This window comes from Leifsonia sp. A12D58, from assembly GCF_047530025.1.
Lineage (GTDB): Bacteria > Actinomycetota > Actinomycetes > Actinomycetales > Microbacteriaceae > Cryobacterium.
The window spans coordinates 256,501-274,769 of sequence record NZ_JBLJAT010000004.1; the positions used below are offsets into that span (position 1 = coordinate 256,501).

The 18,269-nt window shown below is 63.9% G+C and carries 16 protein-coding genes and 1 riboswitch; of the genes, 11 read left to right on the forward strand and 5 right to left on the reverse strand.

Translation table 11 applies throughout. The features are described from left to right. The first annotated feature begins 6 nt into the window (after positions 1-6). From ACMT3I_RS11960 to ACMT3I_RS11985, 6 genes are all read left to right on the forward strand, one after another. Positions 7-963: an aldo/keto reductase gene (locus tag ACMT3I_RS11960; protein WP_414804711.1), complete on the forward strand. Its 957-nt coding sequence runs from the start codon at positions 7-9 to the stop codon at positions 961-963. Continuing rightward, positions 960-1,841: an amidohydrolase family protein gene (locus ACMT3I_RS11965; protein ID WP_414804712.1), complete on the forward strand. Its 882-nt coding sequence runs from the start codon at positions 960-962 to the stop codon at positions 1,839-1,841. Before ACMT3I_RS11960 ends, ACMT3I_RS11965 begins: the two co-directional genes overlap by 4 nt. Before the next feature lie 124 nt (positions 1,842-1,965). After that, entirely contained in the window at positions 1,966-2,397 is a 432-nt protein-coding gene (locus ACMT3I_RS11970) for an RbsD/FucU family protein (RefSeq protein WP_414804713.1), read from the forward strand. Next, entirely contained in the window at positions 2,394-3,914 is a 1,521-nt protein-coding gene (locus ACMT3I_RS11975; RefSeq protein WP_414804714.1) for a sugar ABC transporter ATP-binding protein, read from the forward strand. The genes ACMT3I_RS11970 and ACMT3I_RS11975 overlap by 4 nt, the downstream gene beginning before the upstream one ends. Next, positions 3,911-4,909 carry an ABC transporter permease gene (locus tag ACMT3I_RS11980; RefSeq protein WP_414804715.1) on the forward strand — a complete coding sequence of 333 codons (999 nt, stop codon included), beginning with the start codon at positions 3,911-3,913 and terminating at the stop codon, positions 4,907-4,909. Before ACMT3I_RS11975 ends, ACMT3I_RS11980 begins: the two co-directional genes overlap by 4 nt. Before the next feature lie 102 nt (positions 4,910-5,011). Continuing rightward, on the forward strand, positions 5,012-5,983 hold the full coding sequence (locus tag ACMT3I_RS11985; protein ID WP_414804716.1) for an ABC transporter substrate-binding protein: 972 nt from the start codon (positions 5,012-5,014) through the stop codon (positions 5,981-5,983). Positions 5,984-6,062: 79 nt separating this feature from the next. Here ACMT3I_RS11985 and ACMT3I_RS11990 read toward each other — a convergent pair whose 3' ends face one another. Both ACMT3I_RS11990 and ACMT3I_RS11995 read right to left on the reverse strand, forming a co-directional pair. Then, positions 6,063-6,746: a FadR/GntR family transcriptional regulator gene (locus tag ACMT3I_RS11990; protein WP_414804717.1), complete on the reverse strand. Its 684-nt coding sequence runs from the start codon at positions 6,744-6,746 to the stop codon at positions 6,063-6,065. A gap of 81 nt (positions 6,747-6,827) precedes the next feature. Further along, positions 6,828-8,237, reverse strand: coding sequence for an MFS transporter (locus ACMT3I_RS11995; RefSeq protein ID WP_414804718.1), 1,410 nt, complete (start codon positions 8,235-8,237; stop codon positions 6,828-6,830). 95 nt (positions 8,238-8,332) lie between these two features. After that, positions 8,333-8,432: riboswitch (glycine riboswitch) on the forward strand. A 290-nt stretch (positions 8,433-8,722) separates the two neighbouring features. On the opposite strand from ACMT3I_RS11995, the gene ACMT3I_RS12000 reads away from it, so the two are divergent. After that, positions 8,723-10,120, forward strand: coding sequence for an L-serine ammonia-lyase (locus tag ACMT3I_RS12000; RefSeq protein ID WP_414804719.1), 1,398 nt, complete (start codon positions 8,723-8,725; stop codon positions 10,118-10,120). Between the two features lie 25 nt (positions 10,121-10,145). Here the strand turns inward: ACMT3I_RS12000 and ACMT3I_RS12005 are convergent, their stop codons facing one another. Together ACMT3I_RS12005 and ACMT3I_RS12010 are read right to left on the reverse strand one after the other, a co-directional pair. Next, the gene (locus tag ACMT3I_RS12005) at positions 10,146-10,445 is read right to left on the reverse strand and encodes a hypothetical protein (RefSeq protein ID WP_414804720.1); all 300 of its coding nucleotides are present in this window, start codon (positions 10,443-10,445) and stop codon (positions 10,146-10,148) included. Between the two features lie 84 nt (positions 10,446-10,529). Beyond that, on the reverse strand, positions 10,530-12,416 hold the full coding sequence (locus ACMT3I_RS12010) for an InlB B-repeat-containing protein (RefSeq protein ID WP_414804721.1): 1,887 nt from the start codon (positions 12,414-12,416) through the stop codon (positions 10,530-10,532). Positions 12,417-12,764: 348 nt separating this feature from the next. Between ACMT3I_RS12010 and dnaK the strand changes: the two genes are divergently transcribed. From dnaK to ACMT3I_RS12030, 4 genes are read left to right on the forward strand one after another with little or no spacing between them, the layout of a single operon-like run. Next, positions 12,765-14,630: a molecular chaperone DnaK gene (gene dnaK, locus ACMT3I_RS12015; RefSeq protein ID WP_414804722.1), complete on the forward strand. Its 1,866-nt coding sequence runs from the start codon at positions 12,765-12,767 to the stop codon at positions 14,628-14,630. Then, positions 14,630-15,238 carry a nucleotide exchange factor GrpE gene (locus tag ACMT3I_RS12020; protein WP_414804723.1) on the forward strand — a complete coding sequence of 203 codons (609 nt, stop codon included), beginning with the start codon at positions 14,630-14,632 and terminating at the stop codon, positions 15,236-15,238. Before dnaK ends, ACMT3I_RS12020 begins: the two co-directional genes overlap by 1 nt. Next, positions 15,231-16,229, forward strand: a complete 999-nt coding sequence (locus ACMT3I_RS12025) for a DnaJ C-terminal domain-containing protein (RefSeq protein WP_414804724.1) — start codon at positions 15,231-15,233, stop codon at positions 16,227-16,229. The genes ACMT3I_RS12020 and ACMT3I_RS12025 overlap by 8 nt, the downstream gene beginning before the upstream one ends. A gap of 2 nt (positions 16,230-16,231) precedes the next feature. Then, entirely contained in the window at positions 16,232-16,648 is a 417-nt protein-coding gene (locus tag ACMT3I_RS12030; protein WP_414804725.1) for a heat shock protein transcriptional repressor HspR, read from the forward strand. Between the two features lie 81 nt (positions 16,649-16,729). On the opposite strand, the gene ACMT3I_RS12035 is transcribed toward ACMT3I_RS12030, so the two are convergent. Then, entirely contained in the window at positions 16,730-18,169 is a 1,440-nt protein-coding gene (locus tag ACMT3I_RS12035; RefSeq protein WP_414804726.1) for a PucR family transcriptional regulator, read from the reverse strand. Between the last annotated feature and the right edge of the window lie 100 nt (positions 18,170-18,269).

An 18,269-nucleotide genomic window follows, 5' to 3' on the forward strand; every position in this document is an offset into this window, starting at 1 on the left:
CCGGAGATGCCAGAGCTCACGTTCCCGCGCCTGGGCTACGGCGCCGCGAACCTCGGCAACATGTACCGCGAGATGACGGATGACGCGGCGAGCGACATCCTGCACGCCGCCTGGGACGCCGGTGTGCGCTACTTCGACACCGCGCCGCACTACGGCCTCGGGCTCTCTGAACGCCGACTCGGTGCATTTCTCGCGACCAAGCCGCGTGACGAGTACCTCGTCTCCACCAAGGTCGGCCGTCTGCTGCGCCCGAACCCCGACGGCGCAGGCACCCTCGACCTCGACAACAGTTTCGTGGTGCCCGCCGATGTAAAGCGAGTCTGGGATGCCTCGGCCGACGGCATCCGCCGGAGCGTCGATGAGTCGTGTGAGCGCATGGGTCTCGACCGGTTCGACATCCTGTTTCTGCACGACCCTGAACGCTACGACCTGGACAAGGGCATCAACGAGGGCATTCCGGCCCTCGCCGCCCTGCGCGACGAGGGGGTCGTCGACGCGATCGGTGTCGGATCGATGACGACAGAGGCACTGCTCGCTTCGGTGAACACTGGCCTCGTCGACCTGCTCATGGTCGCCGGCAGATACACGCTCGCCGAGCAGCCGGCGCTGGCAGACGTCATCCCGGCCTGCGCGGCACGCGGGGTGGGTATCGTCAACGCCTCGGTGTTCAACTCCGGCCTGCTCGCTACCGACAATCCGGGAGCGGATGCCCGCTACGAGTACGGCAGCGTGCCTGCAGACCTGCTTCGGCGCGTGCAGGCCATTGCCGTCGTCTGCCACGAGTTTGACGTGTCGCTGCCGACGGCTGCGCTGCAGTACACGCTACGGAACGCGTCGGTGCGTACGGTCGTCGTCGGCGGCAGCCGGCCTGAGCAGATCACGCAGAACGCCGAGCGGATGCGAGAGAGCGTGCCAGAGGAACTGTGGGCTGCGCTGGCCGAGAGAGGGCTCATTCCCGCATGACGAACCCGGAGTCAGGCGTTGACGTATCTGGCCGGATGGTGGCGGGCCCGCGCATTGACGCACACCTGCACCTCTGGAACAGGCAGCTCGGCGACTATTCCTGGCTGACGCCCGAGCTCGGCGCGCTCTACGCAGACTTCACCCCAGGGCAGGCCAAAGTTGAGCTTGATGCCGCTGGCATTGACTCGGCGATCCTGGTGCAGGCTGACGACACCCTGGCCGACACCGAGCACCTGCTCGACGTGGCATCCGCCCAGCCGTGGGTAGCCGGCGTGGTGGGTTGGGTGCCGCTCGACGATCCCGCTGCTGCCGAGGCCGCGCTTGATCGTTGGCAGCAGCATCCGGCATTCGTCGGCGTGCGACACCTGGTGCACGACGACCCCCGCGATGACTTTCTGTCGCTGCCCGCTGTGCGCCAATCGCTCGCGTTGCTGGCCGCCAGGGGTGTCGCCTTCGACGTACCGGATGCCTGGCCGCGCCACCTCGGCGCGACGGTCGCCCTGGCCGAGGCGCTGCCGCACCTGACGATTGTTCTCGACCATCTCGGTAAGCCGCCCCGTGGCACCGACGCACTCTCGGCGTGGGACACACAGTTTCGCCGACTGGCCGCGCAGCCCAATGTCGTCGCCAAGGTCTCCGGGCTGCACACCGTTCACGCACCGTTCAACGCCGACGCGCTCCGAACGGTGTGGGATGTGGCGCTTGAGGCCTTCGGTCCCGGCAGACTCCTGTACGGCGGCGACTGGCCGATCTCCGTTACCGCCGGCGGTTACTCGCCCACGTGGCGAGTGGTGAGCGAGCTCATCGGCGAACTCAGCCCCACAGAGCAGCACAGCATCCTGGCGCAGACAGCAACCGAGACCTATCAGCTGCCTTAGCATAAGCAGGCCGCAGAGATCTGATGTATAACCGTTACGAAGCACGACCCGTATGCGATTGACACACCTGATCAGCCATACCTAGTATGACCAAGACGCTTCATCTCAAGGAAGAGAGACCCCATTGCTACACGGCATACATCCGATCTTAACGGGTGAGCTACTGCTCCATCTGGATGCCATGGGTCACTCCGACGCCGTCGTCATCGCCGATGCGCACTTCCCGGCGCACCGACTCGGCAGTCGCGTTGTCGACCTGCCGATGCTCAGCACGCCACAGGTGCTCGCCGCGATCCGTACCGTCATTCCGCTCGATGATGCTCCAGGGCTCGATCTCATGACGAGTGCCGATGGCGAGGTACTGGGCGTGCAGCACGAACTTATCGCAGCTGCCGGCGCGACATCGGGTGATGTGCGGTTCGTCGACAGGTTCTCGTACTACGAGGTGGCGGCATCCGCTTACCTGATCGTGCGAACCGGTGAGACGCGCAAGTACGGCAACGCGCTGCTCCGAAAGGGCGTCGTCGGTCACGACAACGCACGGGCCGCCGAATGACCGCCGGGGCGTTGCTTGAGATCATCGGAGCAAGCAAGAGCTTTCCGGGAGTGAAGGCGCTGCAGGACGTGCGCCTCGACCTGAGGCACGACGAAGTGCTTGCCCTCGTGGGCGAGAACGGTGCGGGCAAGTCGACCCTGATGAAGCTGCTCTCCGGCATCTACACGCCAGACGAGGGCGAGTTCTTTCTCAACGGCGAGAAGCTGAACATCGAGAACCCTCGCCATGCGCAAGAGCTGGGCATCAGCATCATCCACCAGGAGTTCAACCTGGCGAACGACCTGACCGTGGCACAGAACATCTTCATCGGCCGAGAGCCGCGCATCGGCGGCTTTTTTCTCAGCGAGCGCGAGCTGAACGCCAAGGCGCAGGAGCTCTTCGATCGCCTCGGGCTCGCCCTCGACCCGCGTCAGAGCGTGGGCGAGCTGACAGTTGCCAGGCAGCAGATGGTCGAGATCGCCAAGGCGCTCTCATTCAACGCCAAGGTGCTGATCATGGATGAGCCCACCGCAGCTCTGAACGATGCCGAAGTCGAGACGCTGTTCGAGCTGATCCGTCGTTTCACCGGACCGGACACCGGCGTCATCTACATCTCGCACCGGATGGACGAGCTGCGCGCGATCGCTGACCGCATCACCGTGCTGCGTGACGGCCAGTACATCGACACCGTTGATGCGCAGGCGACCCCGATGAGTGAGGTCATCTCGCTCATGGTCGGCCGCGAGATCACCGGCGAGGCACGACCGAGCGCGACGGATGCCGTGGGTGAGGTCGTTCTGTCGGTCACAGGACTCAGCACCAAACACCTGCTCGACGACGTGAGCTTCGACCTCCGCCGCGGCGAGATCCTGGGTTTTGCGGGCCTCATGGGGGCCGGTCGCACCGAGGTCGCCAGAGCGATCGTCGGGGCTGACCCCAAGTCGGGCGGCACTATCGCGTTGAACGGTCGCACCGTGCAGATCGGTAACCCGGCGATAGCGGCCGGGCTCGGCATCGGCTACCTGTCGGAAGACCGCAAGGCGCTCGGCGTCCTGCTTGAGCGTGATGTGAAAGAGAACATCGTGCTGAGCTCGCTGCCAAAATTCACGGCGCCATTCGGTTTCATGAAGAATGCGGCGATCCAGTCAACGGCCTCCGAGTATGTGTCTGCGCTGTCGATCAAGACGCCGTCAACTGGCCAGCTGGTCAAGAACCTCTCAGGGGGCAACCAGCAGAAGGTCGTCATCGCCAAGTGGCTGGTCAAAGACTGCGACGTCTTGATCTTCGACGAACCGACCCGCGGAATCGATGTGGGCGCCAAAGACGAAATTTATGCGCTGCTTGACTCGCTGGCCGCTGCGGGCAAGGCGATCATCATGATCTCCTCCGAGCTGCCAGAGGTGCTTCGTATGTCGCACCGCATTGCGGTGATGTGCGAGGGCCGCCTCACCACGATTCTCGACAATGCTGACGCGACCCAGGAAAACATCATGGATTACGCGACTCGAATGAGCTCCGAAGGAACGGTAAACGCATGACCTCCATCACATCCGGCGCAGCGCCCCTCTCCACGCCTCGCATCATCGGCAGGCTCCGCGGGCAACTGCAGCAGCTGTTGGCGTTCGCGAGCCTCATCGTCATCGTGATCTTCTTCTCGATTGCGAGCCCGCACTTCTTCACCACCTCCAACATCACCAGCATCCTGGTGGCCGCGACGGTGACCGGAATCCTGGCGCTCGGCACCACATTCGTGATCATCACCGGTGGCATCGACCTCTCCATCGGTACCGGCATGATCCTGTGTGGTGTGATGGCCGGCGTCTTCCTTACCTACTGGGGTTGGCCGATTTGGGCCGGCGTGCTCGGTGCAGTCGCATTCGGTGCGCTGATCGGATTCGTCAATGGCGTCAACGTCGCCATCCTCAAGATCCCGCCGTTCATCGCAACGCTGGCCATGATGCTGGTTGCGGCAGGACTGGCTTTGGTGATCAGCGGAACCAAGCCGATCTACTTCAAGGACACCCCCGACTTCCAGTCGATCATGAACCTGTCGATCATCCCCGGCATGCGTTTTCCGCTCGGTGTCGCCATCTTCATCCTGATGATCGTGATCGCCGCAGTGCTGCTCTCACGCACGATCTTTGGGCGTTACACCTACTCCATCGGCAGCAACGAAGCCGCAACTGCGCTCTCAGGCGTCAACGTAAACAAGTGGAAGATCGTCATCTACACGGTCTCCGGGGTGTTCGTGGGTGTCGCCGGCGTGCTGGCCGCCTCGCGACTCAGCTCGGCACAGCCCACCGGCGGCATGGGCCTTGAGCTCGAAGCCATCGCCGCAGTCGTCATCGGTGGCACGTCGCTGGCCGGCGGCAAGGGATCGATCGTCGGAACCGTCATCGGCGCCCTGATCATGGCCGTGCTCACCAACGGACTGCGCATCATGTCGATCCCCCAGGAGTGGCAGTCGGTGGCGGTTGGCTGCGTCATCCTGCTCGCTGTTTACCTCGACATCCTTCGACGCCGCGGAAACTAGCGCAGCGTCGCTGCCTGGGTCACCACCGCTTCACCCTGCACCTCCACGCACCTCCCACATTTCCATGCAATTTGAGTGATCGAACGAAGGAGTTTGTACCCCATGAACAAGAGACTGATTACAGCGATGGTGGGCATCACAGCCGTTGCCGCCGCCCTCTCCGGCTGTGCAGCGGATTCCGGAACCGCAGGCGCTTCAGGCGATAAGCCGTACATCGCCATCGTGTCGAAGGGCTTCCAGCACCAGTTCTGGCAGGCAGTCAAGCAGGGTGCCGAGCAGGCTGCTGAAGAGTTCGACGTCACCATCAGCTTCGAAGGTCCAGACACCGAAGCGGATGTCGACCAGCAGATCCAGATGCTGCAGACGGCACTCGACAAGCAGCCAGCAGCCATCGGCTTCGCTGCACTCGACAGTCAGGCTGCAGGCCCGCTGCTGCAGCAGGCGAAGGACTCCAACATCCCGGTGATCGCCTTCGACTCCGGCGTCGACAGCGACATCCCCGTCACCACTGCATCGACCGATAACAAGGCAGCGGCGGCCGAAGCGGCCAAGCAGATGGCCGACCTGATCGGCCACGAGGGCCAGGTCGCACTCGTTGTGCACGATCAGACTTCAGTCACCGGTGTTGACCGTCGCGACGGCTTCGTCGAATACATGGAGAAGAACGAGCCGAAGATCGAGATCGTTGACGTGCAGTACGGCGCAGGAGACCAGGCCAAGTCGGCTGACCTCGCCAAGGCGATCATCGCCTCCAACCCGGGCCTCAAGGGCATCTACGGAAGCAACGAGGGTTCGGCCATCGGCGTCGTGCAGGCGGTCAAGGAACTCGACCTCACCGGCAAGCTCACCATCGTCGGCTTCGACTCGGGCAAGGCCCAGATCGACGCGATCAACGACGGTCTGATGGCCGGCGCGATCACGCAGAACCCGGTCGGCATCGGCTACGAAACCGTCAAGGCAGCAGTCGCAGCGATCAACGGCGAGAAGGTCGCAAAGACCATCGACACGGGCTTCTTCTGGTACGACAAGACCAACATTGACAGCGACAAGATCAAGGCTGTCATCTACGAATAATCAGCAGCCGCATAACGAAGCGCCGGGATCGATATCGATCCCGGCGCTTTCGTGTTGGTGCAGTTGGTCGGCCAGCGCCCTACGCGGATGCCCGTGCGGCGTCGCGCAGCCACTGCTCGACACCGGAGATGTGCACTGTCGTGAGCGCCTGAGCCAAGCCGGCGTCCCCGCGCTCCAGCGCATCCACTATTGCCTTGTGCTCATCGAGTGTGCGCTCGACCGAGTTTGCCTGAGTGAGACCGCGCCAGATGCGTGCCCGCACTGTATTGCTCGACAGCGAATCAATCAGGCTCGACAGGTATGAGTTGCCTGAGGTGGCGACGATCGCGCCATGGAACTCGAGGTCGTGCGCGACGAGGCCTTCGACGCTGGTCTCGTCGTTGACCGATTCGATCTGTGCACGCAGTTTCTGCACATCCTCCGGGGTGACATGGCTTGCGGCCAGCGCCACGGCGGCGGGCTCCAGGATGCGGCGCACCGCAAAGAGTTCGAGGATCGACGAGTCGTCGTGCAGGTCGACGACGAATGACATCGCTTCAAGCAGCAGGCGAGGCTCGAGGCTGGTGACATACGTACCGTCACCGCGTCGCACATCGAGAACACGGATGACCTCGAGGGCCTTGACTGCTTCGCGCATCGAGCTGCGAGAGAGTCCGAGCCGTTCGCTCAATTCCTTTTCGGGAGGCAGCCGGTCCCCAGGGCCGAGTGCGCCGGAGAGGATCATGTCTTTGATCTTGAGGATCGCTTCGTCGGTGACGGCCATGCAAAGATCCTACCTTTGTGGGGCGCCGGCTGGACTCCGTAAAACGGCCATGAACCACCGTCTCGGCCAGGGGAGGCGCGCCTAGCGGATTTGCTCCTGCTTCGACTTGACCGGGATCAGCAGCGCGAGGCCGAGAGCGATGACCACGACGATGCCGAGGATGCCCCAGTACTGCGCGCCACCGAAGGTGACGAACAGCGCGAAGGCCGTCGGGGCCAGGAATGTCGCGGCCTTGCCCGTCGTGGCGTAGAGGCCGAACACCTCGCCCTCGCGCCCGGCAGGGATGACCCTGGCGAGGAACGAACGGCTGGCCGACTGGGCCGGGCCGACGAAGAGGCAGAGCGCGAGGCCGAAGGTCCAGAAGATGATCTGGCCACCGTCGTGCAGGAAGAAGACCGCTGACCCGCAGATGATGAGACCGATGAGCGAGGCGACGATGACCGGCTTCGGGCCGATCTTGTCGTCGAGCAGACCGATCGTGACGGTGGCGACACCGGCAACGACGTTGGCTGCGATGGCGAAGATGATGACCTCGCCGGGGCTGAAGCCGAAGGTGCCAGCGGCCAGAATTCCACCGAATGCGAAGACACCGGCAAGCCCGTCGCGAAACACCGCACTGGCGATCAGGAAGAACACCGTCTGGCGACTTGTCTTCCACAGTGCTGCGATGTCGCGGCCGAGGCGCGCGTATGAGGCGAAGAAGCCGACCTTCGCCCGTGCGACCTTGGCCGGAGCATGGTACTCAGGCACGGCGAGCAGCACAGGCAGTGCGAAGAGACCGAACCAGACAGCAGAGACAAGCATGGCGACGCGCACGTCGAGGCCGTTCTCGCCGGTGACGCCGAACAGGCCGACGTCGGGATGGATGAAGCCGAAGTACACGATGAGCAGCAGCACGATGCCGCCGAAGTAGCCCATCGACCAGCCGAATCCGCTCACCTTGCCGATTGAGCGCGGGGTCGAAACATTCACGAGCATGGCGTTGTAGTTCACCGAGGCGAACTCAAAGAAGACTGTGCCGACCACAAGCAGGAGCAGCCCGAGCCAGAGGAAGCTTGGTGAGGGCTCGACGAAGAACATCAGCGCGGTTGCAGCGACGACGATATAGGTGTTGACGGCGAGCCAGAATTTACGGCGGCCCGAGACATCGGAGCGTTGCCCGGTGATCGGTGCGAGCGCAGCAACGATGAGCCCAGCGCCGGCCAGTGCCCAGCCCAGCTGGCTTGACACATACGCTTCGCCACCGAAAGCTTCGCCGGTGAGATACACGGTGAAAACGAACGTCGTCACGACAGCGTTGAACGCCGCGCCGCCCCAGTCCCAGAGGCTCCACGCCACGATGCGGCCCTTGCGAGCCGTCTGGTTGCTCACGGCGTCAACCTGAGCCGTGTCGACCCCGATTGTGGCCGCTGCGCCGTCCGGCGGAGTCAGGTGGGCCGGCGGGAAGTTGCGGGGCGCATCAGTGCGCTCCGGCTTCGAGTGGTCATTCATGTGATCAGGCTAGTGGCGACAGGTAAACAATGAGGACAGGCGAGCACTGAGTCAACTCAGGTATGGTGTGGACAACTCACAATTTCATACGCCATCGATCCGCTGCGGGAGAGTTCTGCCGCAGTAATCCCGGCAGGCGCCGTAGGAGCAACTCCTCCCCAGGAATCTCTCAGGCCCCTGTACCGCAGCGGGAGGCAACTCTGAAAAGTGGTCAGGCAATTGCCGTGGCCCACCGACGGTGCAAGCGTCGCCCAGCCAGGCCGCACGCGGAAACTCTCAGGTCCGATACAGAGCGGGGAGGAACACACCGACTACTGCGCGCTTGCGCGTCAGGCCTGACATCCGGAGTTCCTCATGACCCCTCACGTACCTCTCTTATCCCGCACGCATATCTGTCGCAGTGCACCCCTCTGTTGCAGCGCACAGAGCTGCGCCGCCGTTGCCCGCGCGCTGGCGCCGTCGTACACCTAAAGAAGGAGGAGACGATGGCTGTTGGAGTATTCGACCTGTTTTCGGTTGGAATCGGACCCTCGAGTTCGCACACTGTTGGACCGATGAGGGCCGCTGCAGTATTCGCCGGCGAACTGGCCACTCTCGGCCACGCCGACAATGCCGCTGGGCTGCGCGTCGACCTCTACGGATCACTGGCCGCCACCGGTCGGGGGCACGGCACAATGACCGCTGTGCTCCTCGGCCTTGAAGGTCGGCATCCAGAACTGATCCTGCCTGACGAGGTGGAGGCATGCCTCGCCAGGATGGCAGCCGATGGCGCGATCGTGCTGGCCGGCATCCGCTCGCTGCCGTATGTCGAGGCCGACATGATCCTGCATCCGCTCACGGTGCTTGCCAGGCACACGAACGGAATGAAATTTGAGGTGACGGATGCCGCCGGTGAGGTGCTGCACCAAGCCACCTTCTTCTCGGTGGGTGGTGGCTTCATCGTGCGTGAGGGCGAGGAACAGACCGCGGCCGAGCAGTTGGCTGCCTCCAAACAGGAGCTTCCGCTGCCGTTCCGCACCGCGGCCGAACTGCTGGCGCACTGCACTAGCGAGGGGCTGAACTTCAGCGGTGTGATGCTGCGCAATGAGCTGGCCACTCGCACTGAATCGGAAGTCGCCTCGGGGCTGCTGCACATCAGGGACGTGATGGAGGAGTGCAAGAACTCAAGCATCGCGCGCAGCGGCACGCTGCCAGGCGGACTGAACGTGCGTCGCCGCGCTCCGGGTTGGTATCAGCGCCTGCTGGTCGAGGACCCCGATCGGGATCCGAAGTACTGGCAGGAGTGGGTCAATCTGGTGGCGCTCGCCGTCAACGAGGAGAACGCATCCGGTGGTCGGGTCGTCACGGCGCCGACGAACGGCGCGGCCGGCATCATCCCCGCTGTCATGTTCTACGCGACGCACTATGCGCCGGGCATGGACACCGCCAGCCAGGAGGTGAAGGACGAAGCTGTCGTGCGGTTCCTGCTCGCGGCAGGTGCTGTCGGAGTCCTTTATAAGGAGCAGGCGTCGATATCCGGCGCAGAGGTCGGCTGCCAGGGCGAGGTCGGTTCTGCATCGTCGATGGCCGCTGCCGGGCTGGCCGAAATACTCGGCGGAACACCCGAGCAGGTCGAGAACGCGGCCGAGATCGCCATGGAGCACAACCTGGGCCTCACCTGCGACCCGATCGGTGGCCTCGTGCAGATCCCGTGCATCGAGCGCAACGCCATCGCGGCCGGCAAGGCAATCAATGCGGCGAAAATGGCGCTCTGGGGCGACGGCACGCACCGCGTGTCGCTCGACGAGGTCATCGTGACGATGCGCGAGACCGGCAAGGACATGAGCTCGAAGTACAAGGAGACCGCGCTGGGCGGCCTCGCCGTCAACGTGGTGGAGTGCTGACCGAGTAGCAGCGTGGTGCGGTGTTCTAGCGGCGCGCGCCGAGTGCCCAGCCGGCGCTGAATGTAACGACGGCCAGGCCGACGACGCCCATGAGTAGTCCGGTCTGGCCCTGCGGCGTCGCCAGAAAGTAGACCGGGGTAAAGACTGCCTCGGCGAGTGGTGAATACGCGTACCAGCCGAATGAAGGAGTGCCGCCTGTAGCGGTCACCATCAGCGTGAGACCGACGAGTATCGCAAGCAGGCCGATGCCGCCGAGCGCCATCAACCACGTCAATCGTCGACGGGGTGAGGCAGATTCGGCGGCTGCAGACTCGGAGTCATTCATAGCGTCAGGCTAGCAAGTGGTGTAGCGATGCCCGCGGCAGGTGCGGGGTGGAAGCTAGCCAGAGGGGCCCCGGGCGTGGCGCTCTTAGACCTTCCTGATGCGGCGGTGCACGATTATTGCGGTGAGCCCTGCGATGAGGAGAATGAGTGCTCCGAGCCCCGCCGCGCCGCCGCCGAAACCGGTCGAGGCCAGCTGTGGGTCGACTGCCGCCGGCGCAGCGCTGGGCGTGACGGTCGGGGTCGGGGTCGCGGTTGGCGTAGCCGTGGGCATCGGGGTCGGAGTCGGAGTCGGAGTCGGAGTCGGTGGCGTGACTACCGCGACGGCGGTCCACTGGGCGTAGAGGGTCACGTCACCGGTCACGGCGTTGGCGAAGTTCCACTTCGTGCCGCCGGTCGGGGCCGTGTACCAACCATTGAGAGTGAATCCGGTGCGGGACGACGCGCCAGGCGCGGCGATCGTCGTGCCGTAGTCGGTGGTGCGGGATGCGACGGCGCTGCCGCCCTGTGGGTCGAAGCTGACAATGTGGCGGTCGAGCGTGAACGTCGAGTACAGGGTGAGGTCGCGAGTCAGGACGGTCGTCGGCGTCATGGCCGTGGTGCGCGCGGCATCCGTTGACCAGCTGAAACCGTAGTGCGGGATCGCGGTTAGCGCCGGAAGGCTCAGCTGCGCCGCAGCAAGCGTGCTGGCATATACGCGCATCGGAGCGATCGTCACCGGCGTGTTACCGGGGCCGGTTGTGGTGGTGTCGAAGGTGAGCTCAAAGCTGTTGGCGCCGACGCCGACGGTTGACCCAACGGAGCCGGTACCGATGATCGCTCCGGTGTTATTGATGGCCCCAGCGCCGCTGATGGTGCCATTGTTCACGATGGTGCCGGAGTTCTGTACGGTGGTGCCCGCCGGAATGGTCAAGGCGCTGCCTGGCGTGATCGTCAGGGATCCGCTGTTCGAGAGCGAGCCGAATGCAGCCGTGTTCGAGGCGCCGCCGATCAGGAACGAACCGGGAGCGGATGACGCGGAGACCGTCACCTGCGCGCCGTTGCCGATGGTCAGTGCGCCGCCATCACCAGTGAAGGCACCGCCGCCGATGGCCGTACCCTGCAACCCGCCGTTGGCCGTAACCACGCCTCCTGTGATGGTGACGGTGCCGCCGTTGCCGACGCCGACGCTGCCCTGTCCTCCGCCAATTCCGGAGGCGTAGATTCCTGCCTGTGCGGTGACGGTGCCGCCGGAGATGGTAGTGATCCCGCCGTTGGTTCCGCCGTTGCCACCGCCGATTCCCGCACCTTGGTCTCCGCCAGTTGCAGTGACGTCGCCTCCGCTGATCGTTGTCGTGCCGCCATTGCCGCCGTAGCCGCCGCCGATTCCGGCAGCCGTGGCCCCTCCGTGTGCGGTAACCGTTCCCCCGGTGATTGTGGTGGTTCCTCCCGCGCCCAGGAAGCCGCCGCCGATTCCGGCGCCGCCAGTCCAGAGGGTAATGGCGTCGGTTCCTCCCTGTGCGGTGACGGTTCCGCCGGTGATGGTGACTGTTCCACCATCTTCAAACGGCTGCCCCCCAATTCCGGCTGCATCGTCGCCACCGGTCGCGTCGAGCGAACCGCCGGTTCTACTGTCGCCGATGACCAACTCTGTACCCGCAGGAACTCCGACTCCAGCCAGGTAGGGTGCACCGGCTGCCGACAGGTCCTGCCCGTTCAGGTCGAGCGTCACCGGGTGTCCGGGGACGACGTTCAGGGCGGGGCCCGTTGAAGGAACGTCAATGTCAGCGCCGAGGGTCACCGTTCCGCCCGCGGCAAATGCGGCGACCAGTCCGGCGGCATCGGTGACGGTGGTGGTGGCTGCAGACGCGGCCTGCGCAGGAGCGGCGGTGAGCCCGAACGTGAGCAGTGCTGCAGTGACTGTCACAGTCGCCGCTGTTCGCCCAACGGACGTGCGCTGTGCGCGGGTATGCAGGGGGCGTCGAGCAGCGATCATCGGTGATTTTCCTCCAGGGTTGCGAAGCATGCAGGCACACGATATCGGCGTGGCCCCACGGCGCACTGGCAGGTACTGACCCCAGTTATGGGAGTATACGTAGCGTTTTCCGACTCGGTCTCGCGAAATCGCCGTACGCGGCCTGACCGAGTGCGGTGTGGCAGAAAACGCCAACTGACCGGCTTCTCTGCAAAGTTGAGTCATTCACACTCAACTTTCAGCCGGTCATCTTGACAAGAAAAACCCGGGAATGGAATACTTGAGTCAGCAGCGCTCAACTCTTAATGTGCGGCTGCACAAGTTTGAAATACAGCACCACAACCGGAAGCAATTGAAGGAGACGCACATATGTCACGTGCAGTAGGTATCGACCTCGGAACCACCAACTCGGTGGTTGCAGTTCTTGAGGGTGGAGAACCCACCGTCATCGCGAATGCTGAAGGCCTTCGCACCACCCCGTCAGTGGTCGCATTCACCAAGGATGGTGAAGTGCTCGTCGGTGAAACCGCCAAGCGCCAGAACGTCACGAACGTCGACCGTACGATCTCCTCGGTCAAGCGCCACATGGGCACCGACTGGACTGTCGGCATTGACGACAAGAAGTACACCCCGCAGGAGATCTCGGCTCGCATCCTCGCCAAGCTGAAGCGCGACGCTGAGCAGTACCTGGGCGACAAGGTGACGGATGCCGTCATCACCGTCCCCGCATACTTCAACGACGCCGAGCGTCAGGCAACGAAGGAAGCCGGCGAGATCGCTGGCCTCAACGTGCTGCGCATCATCAACGAGCCGACCGCTGCTGCACTGGCATACGGCCTCGACAAGGGCAAGGAAGACGAGCTCATCCTGGTCTTCGACCTCGGTGGTGGAACCTTCGACGTCTCGCTCCTCGAAGTGGGCAAGGACGACGACTTCTCGACAATTCAGGTTCGCGCCACCTCCGGTGACAACCGCCTCGGTGGAGACGACTGGGACCAGCGCATCGTTGACTACTTGATCAAGAAGTTCAAGGAGACCACCGGTGTCGACGTCTCGAACGACAAGATCGCCAAGCAGCGCCTGAAGGAAGCGGCTGAGCAGGCCAAGAAAGAGCTCTCCAGCAGCATGTCGACCAGCATCCAGCTGCCGTACCTGTCGCTCACCGAGAACGGTCCAGCCAACCTCGACGAGACGCTGACGCGTGCACAGTTCGAGCAGATGACGCAGGACCTCCTCGACCGCACCAAGAAGCCGTTCCAGGACGTCATCCGCGAGGCCGGCGTCAAGGTCAGCGACATTGCACACGTCGTGCTCGTCGGTGGATCAACCCGTATGCCCGCTGTGTCCGAGCTCGTGAAGCAGGAGACCGGCGGACAGGAGCCCAACAAGGGCGTCAACCCTGATGAGGTCGTCGCCGTCGGCGCCGCACTCCAGGCCGGCGTGCTGAAGGGTGAGCGCAAGGACGTTCTGCTCATCGACGTCACCCCGCTGTCTCTCGGTATCGAGACCAAGGGTGGCATCATGACCAAGCTCATCGAGCGCAACACGGCCATCCCGACCAAGCGCAGCGAGACCTTCACCACAGCGGATGACAACCAGCCGTCTGTTGCGATCCAGGTGTTCCAGGGCGAGCGCGAGTTCACCCGCGACAACAAGAACCTCGGAACGTTCGAGCTGACCGGTATCGCACCGGCTCCGCGCGGTATCCCGCAGATCGAGGTCACCTTCGACCTCGACGCCAACGGCATCGTGCACGTGTCCGCCAAGGACAAGGGCACAGGCAAGGAGCAGTCGATGACCATCACCGGCGGTTCGTCGCTGGCGAAGGAAGACATCGAGCGCATGGTGCGCGAGGGTGAAGAGCACGCTGCAGAAGACAAGCGCCGCCGTGAGGCCGCTGAGGTCCGCAACGGTGCAGAGCAGCTCGCGTACTCGATCGACAAGCTGATCAAGGACAACGAAGACAAGCTGCCTGAAGACGTCAAGTCCGAGGTTCAGGCTGACGTCGACGCCCTCAAGTCGGCACTCGCCGGTGAAGACGACGACGCAGTGAAGACCGCCTTCGACAAGCTGAACGAGAGCCAGGGCAAGCTCGGCGAAGCAATCTACGCTTCAAGCCAGGCTGAGGCCTCTGCTCCCGCCGGCGACGCAGGCGAGCAGCCGACAGACGCAGCGTCTGACGAAGACGTTGTTGACGCCGAGGTTGTCGAAGACGAAGACGAAGCGAAGAAATAATGGCTGACGACATCCGTCCAGAAGATGAGCCAGTAGCCGAAGGGGCACCAGAGTCTGGTGCCCCCGGGGCCGCGGGCGAGACTGCTGCCGCAGATGCTGCCGCCGCCGATGCAACGGCCGATGGGATTGAGGAGGACGAGCTGACCGTGCAGGACATCCTGGATGCTGCAGATCGCGAAGCCTCAGACCCGTCGAACGAGCACCTGGCAGATCTCAAGCGCATCACCGCCGAGTATGCGAACTATCGCAAGCGCACCGAAGCCAACCGCGAGGTTGAGCGGGAGCGCGTCGTCGGCGATGTCGTCAAGGTTCTGCTGCCCGTGCTTGACGACCTGCACCGTGCTGAGAAGCACGGCGACCTCGAGGGCGACTCGGCATTTGCCACCATCGCCGCGAAGTTGCGCAGCAGCGTCGAGAAGCTGGGGCTGACCCCGTTCGGTGAGGTGGGAGAAGATTTCGATCCCACCATCCACGAGGCGATTTTCCAGCAGCCAAGCGCCGACGTCACCACCGAGACCGTTGCGGATGTTGCTGAGACGGGTTACCGCCTCGGCTCCACCCTGCTGCGAGCGGCCAAGGTCGTGGTCCGGGTACCGAGCGATGGCTAGCCAGGACTGGTTCGACAAAGACTTCTACAAGGTCCTCGGGGTGTCGAAAGACATCACGCCGGCCGAGTTGAAGAAGGTCTACCGCAAGCTCGCACGTAAGTATCACCCGGACTCAAACCCGGGGGATGCCGCAGCCGAAGCGAAGTTCAAGGAGATCAGCGAGGCCCACTCGGTGCTTTCCGATCCTGAACAACGCAAGGAATACGACGCGGTTCGCGCCATGGGCAGTGGAGCACGCTTCACTGCCCCTGGCGGCGGCGGCGGGCAGCAGGGTGGCTTCGACGACGTCTTTGGCGGCATGTTCGGCGGGGGTGGCCGGCAGCAGCAGAGCTACTCCTTCCAGCAGGGTGGCTTCGATGACATCCTTGGTGGCATGTTCGGTGGGGGCAATCCCGGCTTCGGAAACGCCAGCGGCGGTTTCCGCGGCTATGGCGGGCCGACCCGCGGGCGCGACGTTGTCGCATCCGCTACCGTCGACTTCATCACCGCTACTCAAGGCGACACGATCACTCTGCAGACGCAGGATGGTCACCCGATCAAGGTCAAGATTCCGGCGGGCGTTGCCAACGGGCAGAAGATCAAACTGCGCGGCAAAGGTCAGCCCAGCCCGGACGGCGGAGAAAGCGGAGACATCATTTTGACTGTCAATGTGCGCAAGCACCCCGTTTTCGAGCGTGATGGGTTGAACCTGCGCGTAACGGTTCCGGTGACATTCGCTGAGGCAACTCTCGGTGCCACTATCGAAGTACCCACCCTCGGCGGGAGCCCCGTGAAACTGCGGGTTGCTCCCGGCACGCCGAGCGGGCGCGTACTGCGGGTCAAGGGTCGCGGCGTCAGCACCTCGAAGGGCACGGGAGACCTGCTCGCCGAGGTGCAGGTAGCTGTGCCATCTCATCTCTCGAAAGAGGCCGAAGAGAAGCTCGCTGAGTTTGTCGATGCCTTGCCGAAGGAGAACCCGCGCGAAGATCTTCTGGCGAGAGCCAGAGGCTAAATATGGATGAGAATTCACCGGTTTTCGTCATCTCGACAGCGGCCGAACTGGCTGGAATGCACCCGCAAACCCTGCGCCAGTACGACCGCATCGGATTGGTGAGCCCCGGTCGCACGCTCGGAAAGTCGCGCAGGTATTCGATGCGCGATGTGGCAAAGCTGCGAGAAATCGCGCAGCTGAGTGGCGAAGGTGTGAGCCTGGAAGGCATCAGGCGCATCCTGAATCTCGAAGACGAGGTGAACCGGCTGCGATCCAGGGTTGGTGAACTCGAAACCGCGCTCGCCGACGAACTGCTGAACCGACCAGGTCGCCGCGTCTTCGCTGCCGGATCGGCCGGTGACGTGATTTCGATGAGGGCAGGCACCAGACTGCGGCGGCAGAACGCCGTTGCCATCTGGCGGCCACTCGAGCACAAGTAGGCCAGCCGCACGTTGAGCTGAATCGCTTCGTCCAGAACGCCCCACACCCCAGGTGTGGGGCGTTCTGTCGTTAAGCGCCGGCTAGTGCTCCAGCGCCCTGATCGCGAGCCAGGCCGCCGTGCGGTCGTCAGGGTCCGACATCGACAGCCCGGTGAGCGTTTCGATCCGCTGGATGCGACTGTTCAGGGTCTGCCGGTGGATGCCGAGCTGCGTGGCGGTGACTCCCCATGACCCGTGTTCGGCGAGGTACACGCGCAGCGTCTGCGTGAGCTCGCCATGAAGACCGGCCCCGTTGCGCAGAGCGTCGAGGGCATCGGCGATGTTCGTGCGGGAATCGTCGTCGAGCCGATCGAGCACGTAGCGCACCGTCGGGAGCGCGCGATAGCGGGCCACAGCCCGACTGTCGGTTACGGCGACATCGTGCGCCTGGCGGGCCTCGGACGCACTGCGGGCGAGCGCGTCGATGCCGGCGCTCGATCCGAACCCACAGCGCAGCGGAACCTGCACGTCGTCGGCGTAACTCTCCACCTGGGCGGCGATCTGCTCGACGCGATCGTCACGAATGAAGGCGAGCACCCGCCCGTTCACCGTCGACATCACATGTATGCAGCCGAGTTCGTCAAACCACCTCGCGACCAGGCGTTCCAGGTCGACCGATTTCGATCGTGAGCTCAGCACGAATGCCGTGAGTGAGTTCTCGTGCACTCCCCACCGGCGCAGCAGTGACACGTTGTCGACAACGTTTCCGGTGAGCAGGCTCGACACCATCACCTCGCGACCGAGGCGCTCAGTGGTCGCATGGTCGTGCGTGCGGAGGATGAGATCGAGCAGGGCGGCGGCCTGCGACGCCAAATCTCGGCTGCGGCTCATCGAGCCCTCGTGAGAGGCAACGACCAGGTAGGCGGTCAAGTCTTCGTTCGAGCCGACCGGATGCACCTGCAGGCCGGGATGGCGCACTCGAACGGGGCGTCGCAGCGCGACCGCCGTCGCATCCTGCACGTGCAACGCGCCTGCGCCGGCGCTCGTGATCGCATGGCCTTGGCTGTCGAGCAGCACTGCCCAGCCGTCGATGCGGTGCGCGAGTTCAGCGATCACCGCGTTGACCCCGCCTCGGCGGGCGACCTGGGTGAGCACCTTGGTGCCGATCGTGACCAGGCGGTCCTCTGCCGCTCGGTCATCGGCCAGCAGCCCGGCGAGCGTGGGCACCAGCACGGCGGCCGATGTGCCTGGGCACAGGATCGCCGTCGCCCCTGCGTCGGTGACGAGGGAGAGAGTGGCAGCTGAGGCGTCAGCGGCGATGATGACTGCCGAGCGGATGATCGTCGAGCGGGGGTCAGCCGGATCGAGCAGCGCCCGCAATTCAGCGGGCGACGCGACGACCAGACTGGCGAAGTTGGGATGCGCGAGAACGGTGAAACTCTCGGCAGGGAGCACCGAATCGACGGAAGTACCCGGACCGACCGAGGTGCCGACGAGGTCGCCACCCAGCACCCGGGCGAAGGAGAGAACGTCACGAGCCATTACGCCAGTGTACGAAATGATGAACACCCCTGAATTTCTCACCATTATTCACAGCGCATCCAGCTCTCACCGACACCTAGCATCGGCGTAACCCGATTTT